Origin of the sequence: Streptomyces sp. NPDC019443, assembly GCF_044389785.1 — a bacterium.
Classification (GTDB): Bacteria; Actinomycetota; Actinomycetes; order Streptomycetales; family Streptomycetaceae; genus Streptomyces.
This window is the reverse complement of the sequence record NZ_JBIRYJ010000006.1, coordinates 349454-367654: the sequence shown is the minus strand read 5'-3', so window position 1 is coordinate 367654 and position 18201 is coordinate 349454. Positions and strand designations below refer to the sequence as shown.

Below are 18201 nucleotides of genomic sequence, written 5' to 3'. Positions count from 1 at the left end.
TGCCCGTGAACCCGGGCAGGGCGCAGCTCGTGACGGCCACGACGGCCACGGCGTGTTCGGCTGCGTGCTCTAGTGCACGAGCTTCACGTGTTCCGTCTGCGCGTAGTCGATGCGCGTCTCGGCTCCGGTCGTCAGCGGGTATCTGACGAAAGCGGACCCCTCTCCTGTGAACGGCCCGCCGGGCGCGTTGCTGAGCAGGCCCAAGGGAGAGCCCTTGCGCACGATCAGCGTGTCGCCCTGCGGCGGCGCGGCCGTGTTCGGGGGACCCGAGTCGACGGACAGCAGGGCGCTGACCGTGTTCTTGGCAGTGAGGTCCACCGTGTCCTTGCCGCCGCGCGCGGCGACGCCAATCCGCTCGGTCTCACCGGTGGTGATCTCGAGGCCCAGCAGCCCCTCGACCCGGAGCAGGGTCAGCAGGTCCACGGTGCCGAGGATCGAATCGGCCCCTGTCGTGCCCACGATGGTGACCTCGTCGTCGCCGCCTTCAGGGTTGATCGCCACGTTGCCCGTCACTCCGGAAAGGTTCAGCACCTGCGGCGAGTTCGTCCGGGTCAGACGCCCGCCATTGGCACTCGTCGGTGTGAACGTCAGCGACTCGTCGCCTGCTCCGCCCTGAATGGCCAGGCCGCTGTCGGCCGCGTCGAGGTTCACCACGGGGATCCCGCGGATACCCACGAAGCCGCCCGGGATGCCTGGATAGCCCGTCACGGTGCCCTTGTCGACGTCGACGAGCACGTCCTCGGTCGCGCCCGAGAGCGTGAGCGACTGGTTGGCGATGGTCACCGGCAGGGACGGTGACGCCGGGCTCACATTGCCGGCGAGGTCCTCGAACCGCACGGCCATGTCGTATGTCCCGTCGTCGAGCGGATCGCTGACGACTTCGTACTCACCGCCCGAGGTGACGGTGTCCTTCCCGACCACGGCCGGTCCCCCGGCCGGCGGATCGGCCGTCAGCCGCACCAATGCGTTCGGCTCGACCGACGAGCCCTGGAAGGCGGGCTTTGTGATCGTCGTGATGTTGTCGATCTCGTTGCCACCGGTGTCGCTCGACGACAACAGGTCGGGGGCGCTGAGCGGTGCGGCCGGTGCGGTCGTGTCGAGCGTGATCGCCAGCGCGTGCGCGCTCTCCTTGCCCGAGCCGGTGTCGTGGAGGATGCCGGCGCTGTCCGGGTCGTCGGACGGGTCGACGATCAGTACCTCGGCGGTGATCAGATGCTCCCCCTCCACCAGGACGGGGTCCAGGTCGATCTCGTACGCCCCCGGCTTGAGAGTCGGGTCCACCGGCTGTGCGAGGCCGACGCGCTGTCCGTCACGCTCCACGGCCACCTTGTAGCCGGGGACGTCGTCCTCGAGAGCGGCTGTGCCGTTCTCCGGCGACAGCTCGATGCCCGCGGCCCGCAACTCCGAGTCGTCGACTCTGAGGAGGATCTCCGGTCCGGTGACATTGGTGACGTCGTCGTTGTCGATCCGGCCCGAGTCCGACTCGCGCTTGAGGTCGAGGCCGAAGGGTTCGGGGGCCGCGCGGTTGACGATGGTGAGGTCGTAGGTCGCTTCCGGCGGATCCGTCGGTGATGCCTGACCCGGCTCGGTCGGGTCGCTGATGCCGCTGTCGCTGACCGCGATGAAATACGGCTGGTCCTTGACGACCGGGATAGCGAGCTCGCTGGTCGAGCTGCCGGGCCTGGTCTCCGCGATCGTTCCGGTGGCGACCTCGTTGCCGAACCTGTCGTACGCGCGCACCTGGAGCTCGGAGATCACCTCGTTGAAGGCGATTTTGGTGTGCAGGTGTCCGGTGTGGCGGGCCTCGACCCTGAAGAAGTCGACGTCGGTCGCGCTGTGCAGGGTGAGCCGGCCCTGGTTGAACCTGTCGTCGGACCCGAATGCGGCGGCGACGGCGGTGTCGATCGACTCGTTCGGTTCGAAGGTGTCCCGGAATGCTCCGAGCATCGAGAACGTGTCGTAGTAGGTGGTCTGCGCTCCGGTGGCCGGGTTACCGCCCGCCGGTGGGGTGGCGTTACCGGTCCAGGTCGCGTAGCCGATCCCGTCGACCGTCCACACGCCGTTGTACTCGCCGATGCGCAGGGTCTGCTGGGTGGAGCCGGCGGCGCAGCTGAAGCGGCAGGGGGCATTGAGGTCGGGGTCGAAGGGAGAGTCGCTGACCCGGAAGTCCTGCGCCCAGGTCTGCCCGCCGTCCCGGCTCGTGGTGCCGTAGAGCTCCAGCAGGAAGTTGTTGCTCCCGTTCGGCCCGGTGCCGTTGTTGCGCTGGCCACTGCGGTTGTCGTACCAGGTGACGACCGCGTTGCCGTCCTGGTCGATGTGGGCGGTGGGCATCACGGCGAAGGTCTGGCCCGGCCCGTGATCGACCCTGCCCCGGGTGAAGGTCTGCCCGTTGTCCGTGGAGCGGGCGATGACGACGTCGGCGTCGTCGCCGTTCCCGAAGGCGTCGTTGGGGTCGTCGTTGGCGACGACGTAGACGTTCCCCGGCCGGGCAGGGTCGGGCAGGATCCAGGGCTGCATGCTGCCCTGGAGCCAGAAGTCGGTCCCCGGGATGTCACCGCCCGGGGTGTCCTGCACGTTGCAGGTGACGGTGGCCTGCCCCGCCCCGAACGCCGCGGTCCTCTGCGGGACCGTACCGGCGGCGAAATCGGCCCCGCCGGAGCCGTCGCGGAGGAGTTGTGTGGTGCCCTGGCCGGGCGCCCCGTCGGCCCCCTCGTTGCACCCGTTGGCGTGGTAGGCGACGTAGAGGTCGCCGTTCGGGCCGACGGCCGCATGGGAGGGCCAGACGTTCCCCTCTCCGGCCGCGGAGAGGACGCGCGGCGTCGACCACGCCGTGCCGCCGTTCACGAGGCGGGAGAACTGGATCTCCCACGGGGCGCCGAGGTGTGTCCAGACGATGTAGAGGTTGTCCCGGTATGGGCTGGTGGGGTTGGCGTCGGCCACCAGCCACTGCTTGTCATGGTTGTTCGGGCTGTTCCCGCTCACCTGGTCGGGGGTGTAATTCTGGTTCCCCGTCGTCGTCAGGTCGTTGATCCGAGCGACCCCCACCCCGAAGCGATTGGGGGTGGTGTTGAAGCTCGACGAGAGGTGGGTGACGAACAGGCGCCCCTGTGAGTCGAAGGCGAGGGACGGGTCCCCGGAGCATGGGAGGGTCGACGTCCGCGTGATCGGGAAGCCGTCCTTGCCGAAGTTGTTGTCGATGCGGACCGTGCATCCCCGCATGATGGCGACCTGTGACGGCTTACGGGGATTGGCCGTGGCATTGTGCGGCTCGAAGCCGGTGTCGACCGCTTGGTCATCGCCCGCCCAGGCGGGCGTCGCCGATCCGACGAAGAACAGCGTCTGCAGTACGAGGAGGATACTGCTGACAATGGTGAGGGCACGCCGTTGAATGTGGTTGTTCCACATTGCGTCCCCCTCTTTGCTTCCGCTCATCCGTCTCCTTCTGGCCCGGCCGCCGCGCCTGCACCCTGACGGCCTGTTCATCTCGCCAGAGGACTGTGGCACCGCGCGGCCGCTCGCCCGGAGAGGCCGCGACCGAGTCACGGGAATTCATCAAGATCCTCGCCAGAACCACCCGTACGTAGCACCCCGCTCGCCGGTGCGGAGCCAAAGCAAATCCGGAGACCACACCGGCGCAGAGAGCCGTTCTCGGGGACGAAGAGGCCTGAGTACCCGTCAGCACAGGCCGTCCTCCAGCCTGTCGGCCAGCCGCCCCACCATCAGATCGCCGAGATCCTCGGCGACCAGGACATTGCTACGGAACAAGCACTCCACGCCTTGGATCAGGCAGACCTCGGGCCTGCGGTGCTGGCGGCGCGGCTGCGGGAGGAAGCCGTGGCGGTGCTCCCGGTGTGGTTGTGCGACCGGGAGCACCGCAGGGTGCGGGTGGGCCTGTTTATCGGGGTATCACTGTGTCGGCGATGCGTGGTTTGCCCTCGCCGGCCGCATTCCAGGTCCCATGAACACCCAATAGCAGCCGGGACCTTGCGGCGGACACGCCCTGGCACAACAGCCGGAAGCTCAAGGCGTCCGGCGTGGTGCCCGCCGGTTCAGGCGAGGGATCCGGTCGAAGACCGCGGCGAGCCTGGCGGCCTGGTCGAAGAGGGTCGCCGGGCGGGAGCGGTCGCCGTCGAGATGGGTGAGGGTTTCCATGCCGAGGTAGAACGCCACGGCCGCGCTCGCCAGTACGGATACGCGCACGACGGACGCGAGTGGTTTGCCGCGCAACAGCGCGGTCAGCAGTTCCTCGGCCAGCTCCTCCCAGTTCCGGGTTTCGAGGGCCAGTTGGGCGGCAAGCCTCGACCCGGGCCTGGCGCCGGCGTACAGCTCCTGGACGGCGGCGATGTGCCCGGTCTCGGTGTCCTCGTCGTAGAGCTCGCGGAGCCGTGCGACCGCGTGCGCGGCCCGGTCGGTCCCGGACAGTTCGGCGCGATAGCGTCGTATACGGGACGCGCTGGTCCGTGCCAGCGCCGCCACCAGCAGATCGTCCAGGTCCGAGAAGTGGTAGTAGATCACCCCGGGCGCGAAGCCGCCGGTCTGGGCGATCGCCCGCGCGGTGGTACCTCCGTAGCCGTTGCGCACCAGGCTGGCGAGGGTGGCGTCGAGGACGCGGTCACGAGTGTCAGACAACGCGCACCGGCCGGACCCCATGGGCGGCGAAGTGGCCTTCGAGCCGGCGCGCGAGCTCCGGCAGGTGATGGCTGGGCACGCGCGGGTAGAGGTGGTGCTCCAAGTGGTAGGTGAGCTCCAGGAAGACGGCGGGGATGATCCTCCCGCGCAGCGTGCGGGTCTGCGTCAACGGGGTGTCTCCGTAGTCGTGGTGCGGCAGATATACCGTCAGGAGGGGGTACACCCAGCTCCCGACGATCGCCATCACCGTATAGACCAGCACCCCTGGCGTGTGGGGCAGGAGCAGCACCCCCCCGCCGAGCGCGGCGAACGGGGCCGTGGCTTCCGCGAGGAGCCAACGGCGGTTCCGCCCGCGCCGGTAGGACCAGAACCACAGGCGCACGAGGAACACGGGGCCGTAGCAGACGGCGCCGAGCAGCGACAGCTCGGCCGGGTAGCCCTCCGGGTCGTCGGGGTGCGGGAAGATCCGGTGGTGCTGGGTGTGTGTGGACCGGTAGGCATGCCCGCTCTCCAGCAGGACCAGCCCCATCGCGAACAGCGCCCAGTCGGTGGCGCGGGGCGACAGGCCGGTCGTGCGGTGCGCCACGTCGTGGGTGACGGTCACGACGGCGACGAAGATGCCGAAGACGATCACGGGAGTCAGCCACCACCAGCCCAGCCACACAGCGCCCGCAAAGCACAGCACTCCGGCGCCCGGGCGGGACAGGGCGACAATCCGCTGCCTGCGTGTGGTGACGAGGAGATCCTCGCCGAGGTCCGCCAGGGACGGCAGACCCGGTGCCGGGGACCCGGCCGCCGGAGGCGGCAAGACGGCCGGAGGCGGCAAGGCGGCCGGTACGACCGGTGGTTCGGGCCCTGCGGCCGGATCGGGCGGGGTCATCGGGCCCGTCCCTTCTCCCTCAGGATGCCCTCGGCGACGATGCGGCTGCCCAGCACGCAGGCGACCGTGCCGAGGCCCGGCCAGGTCGAGTCGCCGACGAGCCACAGCCCGGGACCGCCCAGATCGTGCGGAACGGCGTGCTGGTTGGCGTTGCGCAGATGCTGGCGCACTCCGCCGACCGCTCCGTCCGGACGGAAGCCGAACCGTTCGTAGCTGCGAGGCGTTCCGGTCTGCGCGATCACGGCTCGCTCTCCTAGACAGGGGTACACGCGCCGGGCCAGGGCTATCAGCCGTTCGCCGGTTTCCTTCTTGCGCTGCTCGTACGCAGTCCGGTCGAGGCCGCGCCAGGCGGCGAGGTCGGTGTGGGTGGAGATCATCACCGCTCGGTGCCCGGGTGGGGCGCTGAGCGTGTCGCCGGGTGCGGACACGGAGACGAACATGTTGTTGCCGTCGCCCAGGGGACGGTCGTACGCCTGCAGCACCTGATGGTGCGTGAGGTCCTGGCCCGCCACCTCGGACTCGGGCACTCCGAGGAAGACCACGGTCGCACCGCCCAGCGCGTCCGCGTCCCGTTCCAGGTACGTCCGCAGTCTGCGGGCGACCGGGAGCCCCGCGCAGATCGTCGCCGTGGTGGCGGCGGGGATCGCGCAGACGAGTCGGCGCGCGTGAACGACGCCTTGGCGGGTGGTCAGCCGGTAGGCGCCGGGGCCGCCTTCGACGCGCGCGACGCGGCAGCCCACCCGGAGCGAGCCGCCGAGGCCCCGGTAGTGCCGCACGAGTACGCGCCAGAATCCGTGCATGCCGCCGGTGTGCCGGCTGAGTCCCGCGCCCCGGATGGTCACTCCGAGCGCCGCGTTGATGAGGGGCCCGTCGTCGACACCGGTGTGCACCGTGTCCTCGACCAGCATGCCGAGCAGCCCTACCAGCGCGTCGTCCCCGCGCAGGGAGTGGTCCCGCAGCGCGTCCCCCAGGGTCCGGTTCAGGTGGCGGGCGAGCCGTACGCCGGGCATCCCGACGGCCCGCAGGTCGCGGAGGGCGTCGGCGGGGCCGCGTACCGGCAGCCGTACACCTCTCCGGCTGGCCCGCCAGAAGGTGTGTGCCAGCCGGTCGAGCAGCGCCCAGAACCGGCGATGGTCCTCGCTGTCGCCGAACTTGCGCAGCCGTTCTTGGTGCCACGCGGCGTGATCGCGGTACAGCACGACCTCACGGTCCGGCAGAAAGGCCCGGTAGCCAGGCAGTTCATGCGCGTCCAGCGGCGGGATGCCCACGGTCTCCAGCAGTTCGCCGCCGACGCCGCCGGGGCCGAAGTCGACCAGGGTGGTCGCGCCCACGTCGAAGGAGAAACCCCGCTTCCGGTAGTACCCGGCGCAGCCGCCCGCGTGGCCGTGTGCCTCCAGCACAAGCGTGGACAGTCCGGCCGCCTGCAGCCGCAGCGCCGTCGCCATGCCCGCCATGCCGCCGCCGATCACCGCCGTGTCGACGTGCTCCTGCCCGTTCTGAACATTCGTTCTGAACATCCGTTCAGAATGGGTAACTTCATTCTTCGCGTCAAGAGCTCCGACGTGTCCGAAGAGACTCATTGGAACCGCCTCGTCTTTCTTGCGCACTTCTGTACGATCACCGATCACAAACGGGGGAACGGCTGCGGAGGGGGCGGCGATGGGTGGTAAAACCACTGGACGCAGAGGCAGTTGGCGGTTGAGGGCCGCAGCGTCGGGAGCCGCGGCGGCGGTGCTGCTCGGCGGCTGCAGCGCCGGGGAGGCCAAGGAGGCAGCCGAGCCCAGCGCCAAGGCCTCGCGGTCCCCGGCGCCGTCCGCTTCCGCGTCAGGCCAGGTGGCGGGTGGCGCACAGCCGTCCGCGACGCCGTTCGAGGCGGCCGCGGATCTCGTGCCCCGCACGAAGAGTCAGGGCTCTGCTCTGGCCGAGGCAGTCGTGTTCCGGCCACAGGACTGGGGCCGGGGCTTCAAGGCGCAGCAGTCGGCCCGCAGCGCCCCGGGCACCATCGCCGTACTCGACGAGCAGTGCCGATGGGAGCGCCGGGCGCTGCCCAAGGGCGTGCTGGCCTCGCTGTCCCTCTACAGCGAACTGCCCGGCAGCGGGAGCCGCGGCGCGATCAAGGTGACGGCGGCGGTGACCGTGCATGCCACGGAGCTGGGTGCCGACGACCAGCTGGCCACCACGCTGGAGGAGGTGCTGCGCTGCCCCGAGCAGCAGGTACGCACCGATGAGCGGATCACGGGGCTGGCGTCCGTGGGCACTCCTTTCGGCGTGCGCGGGAACACCTACGCCGACGACTCGGTCTTCGAGCTCGGCTCCTATCTCACCGGGGGCAGCAAGGCCTCGTACCGGTGGATGGTCACCCGGCTCGGCCCGGTGACCGTGGCGGTGTCGCTGAAGGGCACCCACGGGTACACCGCCGACGAACTGCAGCAGTACGTGACACGCGGCACCACCAACATGCTCGACCGCGTGAGATTCGAGCTGGGGGGCAAGGGCTGATGGAGCAACTGCGTTCTTCCGACCCCGCGCGTATCGCGGACCACCGCCTGCTCGGACGGCTCGGCGCCGGTGGCATGGGCGTGGTGTACCTCGCGCGCACACCGGCCGGCGCGCTGGTGGCGCTGAAGGTGCTGGCGGCGGAGTACGCCGAGGAGCCCGGCTTCAGGCAGCGGTTCCGCCGCGAGGTCGACGTCGCCCGGCGCATCAGCAGCCCGTGGGCCGTGCCCCTGGTGGACGCCGACGCGGACGCCGAAGCGCCGTGGCTGGCAACGGCGTACGTACCCGGCCCGTCGCTGGCCGAGGCCGTGGCCGCGCACGGGCCGCTCGCGGAGCACGGGCTGCGGATCCTCGGCGGCCGGCTGGCACGGGCCCTGGCCGAGGTCCACCGGGCCGGGCTGGTCCACCGGGACCTCAAACCGGGCAACGTGCTGATCGCCTTCGACGGGCCTCGGCTCATCGACTTCGGCATCGCCAGGGCGCCCGAGGACACGGCGCTCACCGCTACGGGGCTGGTGGTCGGCACACCCGGCTATCTGTCACCGGAGCAGGCCGAGGGGCGCGGCGGGCAGGCCATCGGCCCACCGAGCGATGTGTTCTCCCTCGGTTGCGTCCTGGCGTTCGCGGCGACGGGTCGGCCGCCGTTCGGTACCGGGGCGCTCGACGCCCTGCTGTACCGGGCCGTGCATGACCCTGCCGAGCTCGACGGTGTCCCGCCCGCGCTGGGCGAGGTGGTGTCGCGCTGCCTGGAGAAGGATCCGGCACAGCGGCCCGGTGTCGAGGAACTGGTGCGGGAACTGCTTCCCGGTGACCTGGCCGATGAGCCGGCCGATGCCCCTGCCGACGGCCTGGCCCATGACGGGCCCCACGGCGGCACGACGGACGGCGGTACGGACGACGGTACGGAGGCAGGCGACGCGGCAGCGGGCGGCGGGGCCGCATCGTGGCTGCCGGAAGAGGTCACGAGACTCATCGCCCGACGCTCGGCCGCCGCACTCGCGCTGCCGGACATCGACAGCACCGAGATCTCGGCCGGCAACTCGCGAGCGGAGAGCCCCCCGGGGAGCAACTCCCAGGACAGGAGCGGACCTCAGGATGCCAACACGGAACGGGCATCCGACACCGAGGATGCGGTGCCGTCGGTCACGGACGACACCCGGACTCCGGGACGGCGCCGCTTCCTCGTGCTCGCCGGTGGGGGCGCGGTGCTCGCGGCGGGTGCGGGCGCGGGCTGGTGGACCCTGGGCAGGGGCGGCGGCCCGGACGACGGGAAGTCCTCCGCCTCGTCCCGGCGCCCCACCTATACCGTCGCGGTGCACGGCAACCTCAGCGGCTCCCGGCGCGAGACGGGGCAGGCACAGGAACGCGGACTGCGGCTGGCCGTCGCGGAGTTCAACGCCCGGGGCGACGCTCCCTTCGACGTGAAGGTGCGGGCCGTCGACGACTCCGGCGACCCGGCCGTCGCGGCACGGCTGGCGAAGCAGCTCGCCGACGACCCGTCGGTGCTCGCCGTGGTCGGTCCGACCACGGACGAGACCGCCCAGACGGCGCTCGCCGCCTACGACGCCGGCCTCCTGCCGGTGCTCGCCGTGTCTCCGGGAGCCATCAACCTCAGCGTCCAGGGCTTCCGTTCGTTCCTGCACGCACGGATCGCCGACTCGCTGCTCCCCTTCTACATCAGCGCCTATCTGCGGGGGACGGCGCACTCGCGCAGGATCGGTGTCGTCGTCGACCGCGCGGCCGACAACTACGGCTGGGAGCTCAGCAGCAACCTGAGCACTGTGTTGCGGAACGCGGGACAGCCGTACCTGCCGCGGGTTGTCGGCGCAATGCGGTCCGGCTTCGGCGACGCGGTGGACGATCTGCTGGCCGCCGATGCCGACTCCATCGCCTTCGCCGGACTGCACGACCGGGCCGCGTCGCTCGCCCGGACGCTGCGGGAGCGCGACTTCACGGGTGCCCGCGTCTCCGGCCCGGACCTGCTCGACCCGCGTTTCCTCACGGCGGCGAAGGAGGCCGCAGACGGATGGACGATCGTCGCACCGGTCGTCGACGCGACGCTCAGGCCTGAGGCGAAGGCGTTCGCCGACGCCTACCGCAAACGCTGGAAGGAGGCGCCGCCCCGGTACGCGGCGGAGGCCTATGACGTGACGGGCATGGTACTGAAGGCGCTGGCGGACCTGTCGGCGAAGAGCCGCACCCGCAAGGAGCTGCTCGCCGCCGTACGGGCCGTCAAGTACCAGGGCATCACAAGGACGTTCGCGTTCCAGAAGACCGGGCAGGTCGTCCCCGACGGCACCGGGGTCTCCCTCTGGCGGATCGCAGAGGGTCGCTTCGTGTACGGCGGCCCCGCGCCGTTCGCGGCCTGATGGAACCGCTGCGCACGGCCGATCCGTCCCGGCTGGGCCGCTACCGGATACTTCGGCGGCTCGGCGCCGGCGGCATGGGCGTCGTCTTCCTGGCCCGCGCGCCGGGAGGGGCGTTCGCAGCGGTCAAGGTCGTGCGGGCGGTCCATGCCGACGGAGAGGACTTCCGGGCCCGGTTCCGCCGGGAGATCGGGGTGGCCCGGCAGGTGGACAGCCCCTGGGTGGTCCCGTTGCTGGACGCGGACGCCGACGCGGAGGACCCGTGGCTGGCGACCGCGTTCGTACCGGGGCCCTCGCTCTCCGAAGTACTGGAGGCACAAGGACCGTTGTCCGCCGCCACGGTGAGTGTCCTGGGGCTCCGGCTCGCCGAGGCGCTGGAGGCGGTGCACCGGGCGGGGCTGGTGCACCGCGATGTGAAGCCGGGCAACGTACTGCTGGCCCCGGACGGGCCGCGGCTGATCGACTTCGGCATCGCACGGACGCCGGAGGGTACGGCGCTCACGTCCAGCGGCGTGATCGTCGGCTCGCCCGGATTCCTGTCGCCCGAGCAGGCGCGGGCGAGCGCCGGCGAGATCGGCTCGCCCAGCGACGTCTTCTCGCTGGGCTGTCTCCTGGCCTTTGCCGCCACGGGCGTACGGCCGTTCGGCGGCGGTGCGGCCGCGGGAATGCTGCTCCGCACGGTCTACGAGGAGCCGGACCTGCCCGGGCTGCCGGACGCGCTGGAGCCGCTCGTGCGAGCGTGCCTGGACAAGCATCCGGCACCGCGGCCGACCGCCGCCCAGGTCCGCGAGGCGCTGGACGAGATCGCCCCCGACGACCGGGAGCAGTGGCTGCCCGAGCCGGTCACGCGGCTGATCGCAGACCGGTCCGCGGCCGTGCTCGGCATGGAGGCGATCGAGCCGACCCGGGTGTCTTCACCGGCCGGCACGATGTCACCGGAAGCCGCGACGGTGACGTCCCTGGTGGATCCGGAGTTCCGCGCACCCGTCGTGGGCCGCCGTCGTTTCCTGCGCATCGGCTCCACGGCCGGAGCACTGGCGGCCGGCGGAGCCTGGTGGTGGAGCACTCGTGGCGGCCGGAAGGCGGGCGGCGGCGCGTCGCCCTCCTCGGCCTCACGGCCCGAACTCGTCGTGGCCTTCCAGGGGGATCTGACCGGCGCCGCGAAGGACACCGGGCACGCACAGCTCAACGGCGCCCGGCTGGCCGTCGAGCGTGTCAACGCCGAAAGCGGCCGCCCGCTGCGGCTGAAGCTGCGCCCGTACGACGACGGAGGCGAGCCAGAACGGGCCCGGGTCCTGGCCGGGCGGCTGACGGCGGACGAGCGTGTCCTCGCCGTACTGGGCCCCACCACCGACGCTTGTTTCCTCGCCGCGGAGGAGATCTACACCAAGGCCGTGATGCCCGTCCTCTCGGTTTCGGTGGGGGTCGCGCCACAGGTCAGGGAGGACAGCATGTCCACTCTCCGCTCGCATGCGGCGCTACGGCCCACCGATCAGCTGCTCGCCGCCCCCTGCAACGCCTATCTCGCCAACTCCGCGGACGCGCGCAGGGTGTTCCTTGTGGACGACCAGGCCGAGGGCGACTTCGCCTGGGCACTGTGCGACCAGCTCCAACGGGTGCTGCGACAGCAGGGGAGGGACGCGACCGTCACCAGTGTCGCCGCCGGGACGCTCGACTCCGCCGCGCTCGCCGGCAAGGTCATGGCGGATCGCGCGGACGCGGTCGTGTTCAGCGGAAGCCAGGAACGCGCCGGAGCCTTCGCGTCCGCGCTGCGCAAGGCGCGGTTCACCGGAGCCCGGGTCGCGACCCAACGGGCCTTCGGCACGCGGTTCCTGAAGTCCGCGGGCGCCGCCGCCGAGGACTGGGTGTTCGCCACCACCTTCATCGATCCGGCGTCCACGCCGACGGCCCGCCCCTTCACTGCGGCGTACCGCGCACGGTTCGACGAGCGCCCCGGCTGGTACGCGGCGGAGGCGTACGACGCCGTGCTGTTCCTGGCCGCGGTCTGTACGAGAAATGGCTCTCACCTGGCGGAACGGGGCGCGATCGTGCGCCGCATGCACGAGGTCGACTACCGCGGCATCAGCCGGACGATCGAGTACACCACGGGCAAGGACTACAACAGCGACGCCATGTTCCTGTTCCGTACCGTCGACGGAGAGTTCGACTTTCTCGGGCAGTACAGGGAAGCGGTCTCGTGAGCCGGACGCATCGACGGAGGTGGGGCGGATGTGACCACGGTGGGCGGGAGCGTCGCCGTTTCCGCAGGGGAGTTCGGTCGGGGAGGTGATGCCGCCGTTGTGGCGTCGACCATGCGGCTGGTGGCTCCGCCTCCACCGCGAGTCGGTGCCGTATTTACGGGTGGCCGGTGCCCTGGGCGGCGGTGCACTCGACACGAGCCGGCAGAGCGCGGCCGGGCGTCGACCGGTTGGAGAGTCCCCAGCACTTGCGGGGCCGTTTTCACTTCGGGCCGTTACGTGACGCTCGAGCACCCCTACTGCGGTGACGGTCCCCGACCCGGCAAGAGCAAGTGCACCGCCGAACATGCCCGCAAGTGCCGCCATCTCAAAGACGTCAGGCAGTGCCGCAGACGTACACGCGCATCGGCCGGACCGATCCGACGCACTGGTCTACCAGGAGCGTTGCCCTCGGGCGGAACGCGCCGTGCTGTCTCTCGGCTGATTGCCCTACCACGTGATCGCTCCCATCCGCTCGGGCAGGCGAACGTTCCCAACCGGCACACGCCAAAAGCGGCCGCTTGTGGCCAAGTGGCCCGGTACGAAGCGATCACGCCGGGGGTAGACCAGTACCCGAAGTTCCCCGGCCAAGCGCCACATCCCTGGCATGCCTCATCACGCCGGGGTGGCCCAACCTGACAACGTCTCTGGAGTGAGAAGTGCCGACATTTGAGATCACTGTCGCGAGCGTCGACGACATCGGACTGATGGGAGACTGGGCCGACGCCGAAGGCTGGAACCCGGGCCATACCGATGGCCATGCCTTCTTCGCCACCGATCCGCAAGGCTTCCTGATCGGACGGCTCGATGGTGACCCCGTCGCCTGCATCTCCGTCGTGCGCTATGGCACCGGCTTCGGGTTCCTGGGCTTTTACATCACCCGTCCACCGCTACGCGGCCAGGGCTATGGAATCCAGTTGTGGCACGCCGGCATGGCACGACTTGCCGGTCGCAATGTCGGGCTCGACGGAGTGGTGGCCCAACAGGGCAACTACCGCAAATCCGGTTTTCGGTCCGCCTGGAACAACATTCGCTACGAAGGCACGCCGTCCGCCGAGACCGCGACGCCGACCGGCGTCACCCTGGTCGACGCCCGCACCCTGCCCTTCGGCCAACTCGCAGCCTACGACCGCCGCTTCTTCCCGGCCGCGCGCGACAATTTCCTGGCGTCCTGGATCGCCGCACCGCAGCGCCGCGCCCTGGCCGCGATGCACGAGGGAGAACTGCGGGGCTTGGCCGTGATGCGGACCTGCCGCACGGCCTCGCGCATCGGGCCGCTCTATGCCGCCTCGCCCGATGTGGCCGCCGCGCTGGTGGGAGAGCTCGCGGCCACCACACCGGGCAAGCCCGTGGCGATCGATGTACCCGACACCAACACGGCCGCCGTGCACCTCATGGAGCAACTCGGCCTCGCGCCGTCCTTCGAGACCGCACGCATGTACACGGGCCCGGCCCCGCGGATCGATCACTCCGGGCTGTTCGGCGTCACCAGCCTCGAACTGGGCTGACTTCCCCGGCCGCGCGGAACGTACCAGCGCAACCGGATACGCCGGATGGGCCGGCACAGTCGGCCCCGGAGAACAGGGGGACCGCCCACCGGTTCCTCGTACTGCCGGTGGAGTTCCCGCTCGTACAAACCGTGACGTCTGTACGGCCCGTGACATCCCCTGGCCATTGGCCGCCTTCGCCGCCTTCTCCGCTCAGTCGTCCAGGTGGATCGTAGCGGGCCACCTGGACGACTCTGTAACTTGATTGGCCTGGAAAGCATGGCCAAATCAGGAGAGTGGGCAGTGACAGGCAGACAGCCAATCCAGTCCGTGGGCAGGGCGGACCGGACTCTGGGCAGTCAGCGGCTCGCCGCTCTGCTCCCGGCCCCGTCGCAGGCGCGGCCCGCCTACCGCCATCTGGCCCAGGCCATTTGCGCGTTGATCCTGGACGGGCGGATCGCCCTGCACGTCAAGCTCCCCGCGGAGCGAGAGCTCGCCCCGGTGTTGAAGACCAGCCGGGCCACCATCACCGCCGCGTACGACCTGCTGCGCGAGAGTGGTTACGCGCACAGCCGCCGCGGCTCCGGCACCTGGACGGCCCTGCCACAGGACCGCAGGACCGCGGCTGTCAGCCAACTCCTGGCGCCCTCGGACACCGCGATCGACCTTGCGACCGCCGCCCCCGGACTACCGGAAAAGGCGGTCACCGACGCCCTCGCCCAGGCCGCTTCCCGCTTGCCCGAACACGCCCACAGCCACGGCTACCACCCGTACGGCCTGTCGGAACTGCGCGTCGCGATCGCCGACCGCTACAACGCCAAAGGCCTGGCCACCCTGCCGGACCAGCTCCTGATCACCTCCGGCGCCCAGCAGGCCCTCGCCCTCGCCCTCGGACTCCTCGGTGGGCCCGGCGACCGCGTCATGGTCGAGACCCCGACCTACCCCAACGCCCTGGACGCCATCCGCCGCGCGGGGCTGCGCACCGCCCCGGTCCCTGTCTCCGACACCGGCTGGGACATCGAGATCATCGAGTCCACCCTCCACCAAACCGTTCCGCGGCTGGCCTACCTGATTCCCGACTTCCAGAACCCGACCGGCCGCCTCATGCCCGACGAGCAGCGCGCCCGGGTACTGCGCGCCACCCGGCGGTCCGGCACCTGCCTCGTCATCGACGAAACCATCACCGACATCGCACTCGACGTCCCCTCGCCGGCACCGTTCGTCTCCCTCGCCGGGCGCGGCGAGGCCGACCACGTCGTCACCATCGGCTCCATGAGTAAGAGCCACTGGGGCGGCCTGCGCATCGGCTGGCTGCGCGCCTCCTCCCGGCTTGTCACGGAAATCGCAGGCCAGCGCGTGGCCGCCGACATGGCAAGCTCGGTGCTGGACCAGCTCGTGGCCCTCTCGCTCCTCGCCCGCGAGGAGGAGCTGACACCGGCCCGTCTGCAACGGCTACGGGAGCAGCGCGCGGCCCTCACGGTGGCCCTTGCCCGGCACATCCCTGAGTGGACCTGGCAACTGCCGGCCGGGGGCCTCTCCCTCTGGGCCGACCTGGGCCGGCCCATCGCCTCGCGCCTGTCCGAGCAGGCTGTCGACTACGGCGTACGGATCGAGAGCGGGGCCCGCTTCGGCGCCCAACCCGGCACCTTCGAGCACCGCCTCCGTATCCCGTACACCCTGCCCTCCGACACTCTGGACGAGGCGGTCCGGCGCATGGCCGCCGCCCTCGGCGCGGGCACGCCCTCCACCTCCCGCACCGAACGGCCGCATTGGGTGGCTTGAACCTGGTCCCACCACCACCTCCGAGATCAGATCAATTACCGGGTCAACCAATGCGAGCAGGGCCACAACATGGGCGGTCAACTATCCAGCCGTGTCCAGGTTGCGAATAGTTGACCGGTCGGCTAGAAAGTCTTCCGGAGCCGAACCTGGGCTCCAAGACACTGACAGGAGACAGACATGTCATCGATCTTGATCGTGCTGACCGGGGCCCGACACTGGACGCTGAAGGACGGCACCGCCCACCCGACGGGGTTCTGGGCGGAGGAGTTCATCGAATCGCACCGGGCCTTCACCGTGGCCGGCGCCCGGGTGACCCTGGCCACGCCCGGCGGGGTGCGGCCGACCGTGGACGAGCTGAGCCTGGCCCCGGCGATGAACGGTGGTGACGAGGCCAAGGTGTCCGGCTTCCGTGCCTACCTCGCCGAGGTCGACGGGTTCCTCGCCGCGCCCCGGCGGCTGCAAGACATCAATCCCGCGGACTACGACGCGGTGTTCGTGCCCGGCGGGCACGGACCGATGCAGGACCTGGCCGTCAGCGACACGCTCGGCCGACTGCTGGTTTCCCTGCTCGACACTCCCGGCAAGGTGGTGGCCTCGGTCTGCCACGGCCCGGCCGGCTTCCTCGCCGCCCGCCGCGCCGACGGCAGCTGGGCCTTCGACGGCCGGCACCTGACCGCGTTCACCAACGACGAAGAAACCCAGGCCGGTTTCGCGGACAAGGCCCCCTGGCTGCTGGAGGACCGGCTGCGCGCGGCCGGCGCCAAGTACGACGCCGGTGCCTCCTGGGGCAGCCACGTCATCGTCGACGGCAACCTGGTGACCGGACAGAACCCCGGCTCCACCGTCGACGCCGCCCGCCGCGTACTCGACCTGCTCGCCTGACCACGCCCATGGTGACGGGATCGCCCGCGGCGCGAGCGACGCCGCTCGCGCCGCGGCGCTCCCTGCCCAGGTCACCGGGCGGCGCCACCGCCCCCACACCCGCCAGAACGCCACACCAGACCAGATCGTCAAGGAGACAACCATGACCAGCTGGGCCAGTACCCGGATCAGTGAGCTGTTCGACGCGCAGTACCCCATCGTGCAGGGCCCGTTCGGCGGTGGGGTCTCCACCGTCGCGCTCGCCACGGCGGTGTCCAACGCCGGCGGTCTGGGCTCCTTCGGTGGTCACCATCTGCAGCCCCACCAGCTCGACGCCACGGTCGGCGCGCTTGCGGCGGCGACCGGCCGGCCGTTCGCGGTCAACCTGTGGGTGCCGACCGCGGACCAGCCGCGCGGCATCGACGAGGAAACCTTCCGCACCGGGCTGGCCAGGCTGCGCCCCTGGTACGACGCGCTGGGCGTGGACCTGCCGGAGTACCGACCACAGACGCTGCCGGACTTCGACGAACAGGTCGAGGTCGTGCTCGAACGCCGACCACGGGTGTTCAGCTTCGTCTTCGGCATCCCCAGCCCGCGGGTGCTCGCCGAGTGCCGACGCCGCGGGATCGTCACCGTGGGCGCGGCGACCAACCTCGACGAAGGGCGCGCCCTGGAAGCAGGCGGCGTCGATGTCGTGGTCGCCTCCGGCAATGAGGCCGGCGGGCATCGCCCATCGTTCCTGCGCCCGGCCGAGGAATCGGTCGCCACCGGACCGCTCACCGCACAGCTCAGCAGCGAACTGCGCGTGCCGGTGATCGCCGCCGGTGGTATCGCCGACGGGCGGGGCATCGCCGCGGCCTTCGCGCTCGGTGCCGAGGGGGCGCAGCTCGGCACGGCGTTCCTGGCCACCGAGCAATCCGCGGCACCGGCGGTGCACCGGGAGGTCCTGCACACTGACCGCGCCCGGTACACCATGCTCACCCACGCGTTCTCCGGCCGTCACGGCCGCGGCATCCGCAACGACTTCCTCGACGCCCTCGCCACCGACCCAGCCGACATCCCGCCCTACCCGCAGCAGCTGTGGCTCACCGCACCGCTGCGCGCCGCCGGTACAGAGCGCGCCAACCCCGAGGTCCTCTTCCTCTACGCCGGCCAGGGAGCGCCGCTGCTCGACAAGGCACACACCGACGCCGGGGAGCTCGTGCGGTTCCTCGTCACCGACACCGACCGCGTCTTTGCCCGCCTCGCCGACCGCAGCAGCCGCCGCCGCGACGAAGCGGGCGCCAGGTGACCACGTTCCCGCTCCACGACGCGGCCGGCCGCGTCGCCGCCGAGGCCGGGGCCCCGGCGGAGGAGGCTCCTTGTGCGCGCGCCCAGTGTTCGACGTTGCGGCTTGTGCAGCGCCTTTCCTCCCTTACGCGTCGGTAGGCTCACCCCCTACTCTGGCCATTGCTTGCGAGTTA

The 18201-nt window shown here is 70.9% G+C and carries 11 protein-coding genes; 7 read left to right on the top strand and 4 right to left on the bottom strand.

Going from position 1 to position 18201, the window contains the following annotated elements:
* Positions 1-69: 69 nt before the first annotated feature.
* The 4 genes from ACH492_RS21710 to ACH492_RS21695 form a co-directional block, all read right to left on the bottom strand.
* Positions 70-3432, bottom strand: coding sequence for an Ig-like domain-containing protein (locus tag ACH492_RS21710; protein ID WP_398988901.1), 3363 nt, complete (start codon positions 3430-3432; stop codon positions 70-72).
* A gap of 588 nt (positions 3433-4020) precedes the next feature.
* Positions 4021-4629, bottom strand: coding sequence for a TetR/AcrR family transcriptional regulator (locus tag ACH492_RS21705; protein WP_398988899.1), 609 nt, complete (start codon positions 4627-4629; stop codon positions 4021-4023).
* Positions 4622-5509: a fatty acid desaturase family protein gene (locus ACH492_RS21700; RefSeq protein WP_398988897.1), complete on the bottom strand. Its 888-nt coding sequence runs from the start codon at positions 5507-5509 to the stop codon at positions 4622-4624. Before ACH492_RS21700 ends, ACH492_RS21705 begins: the two co-directional genes overlap by 8 nt.
* Positions 5506-7026: a phytoene desaturase family protein gene (locus tag ACH492_RS21695; RefSeq protein ID WP_398988895.1), complete on the bottom strand. Its 1521-nt coding sequence runs from the start codon at positions 7024-7026 to the stop codon at positions 5506-5508. The genes ACH492_RS21700 and ACH492_RS21695 overlap by 4 nt, the downstream gene beginning before the upstream one ends.
* 181 nt (positions 7027-7207) lie before the next feature.
* Here ACH492_RS21695 and ACH492_RS21690 point away from each other — a divergent pair, with 181 nt between their 5' ends.
* The 7 genes from ACH492_RS21690 to ACH492_RS21660 all read left to right on the top strand — a co-directional run bounded on the left by ACH492_RS21690 (position 7208) and on the right by ACH492_RS21660 (position 18029).
* Positions 7208-8008 carry a hypothetical protein gene (locus ACH492_RS21690; RefSeq protein WP_398988893.1) on the top strand — a complete coding sequence of 267 codons (801 nt, stop codon included), beginning with the start codon at positions 7208-7210 and terminating at the stop codon, positions 8006-8008.
* A complete protein-coding gene (locus tag ACH492_RS21685; protein WP_398988892.1) occupies positions 8008-10374 on the top strand; it encodes a bifunctional serine/threonine-protein kinase/ABC transporter substrate-binding protein in 2367 nt (788 codons plus the stop codon). The genes ACH492_RS21690 and ACH492_RS21685 overlap by 1 nt, the downstream gene beginning before the upstream one ends.
* A complete protein-coding gene (locus ACH492_RS21680; RefSeq protein WP_398988890.1) occupies positions 10374-12572 on the top strand; it encodes a bifunctional serine/threonine-protein kinase/ABC transporter substrate-binding protein in 2199 nt (732 codons plus the stop codon). Before ACH492_RS21685 ends, ACH492_RS21680 begins: the two co-directional genes overlap by 1 nt.
* 695 nt (positions 12573-13267) lie before the next feature.
* Complete coding sequence (locus ACH492_RS21675; protein ID WP_398988888.1) at positions 13268-14116, top strand: GNAT family N-acetyltransferase; 849 nt, start codon at positions 13268-13270, stop codon at positions 14114-14116.
* A 282-nt stretch (positions 14117-14398) separates the two neighbouring features.
* The gene (locus ACH492_RS21670) at positions 14399-15877 is read left to right on the top strand and encodes a PLP-dependent aminotransferase family protein (protein ID WP_398988886.1); all 1479 of its coding nucleotides are present in this window, start codon (positions 14399-14401) and stop codon (positions 15875-15877) included.
* 177 nt (positions 15878-16054) lie between these two features.
* Positions 16055-16759: a type 1 glutamine amidotransferase domain-containing protein gene (locus tag ACH492_RS21665; protein ID WP_398988884.1), complete on the top strand. Its 705-nt coding sequence runs from the start codon at positions 16055-16057 to the stop codon at positions 16757-16759.
* A gap of 142 nt (positions 16760-16901) precedes the next feature.
* Positions 16902-18029, top strand: coding sequence for an NAD(P)H-dependent flavin oxidoreductase (locus ACH492_RS21660; RefSeq protein WP_398988882.1), 1128 nt, complete (start codon positions 16902-16904; stop codon positions 18027-18029).
* Positions 18030-18201: the final 172 nt, after the last annotated feature.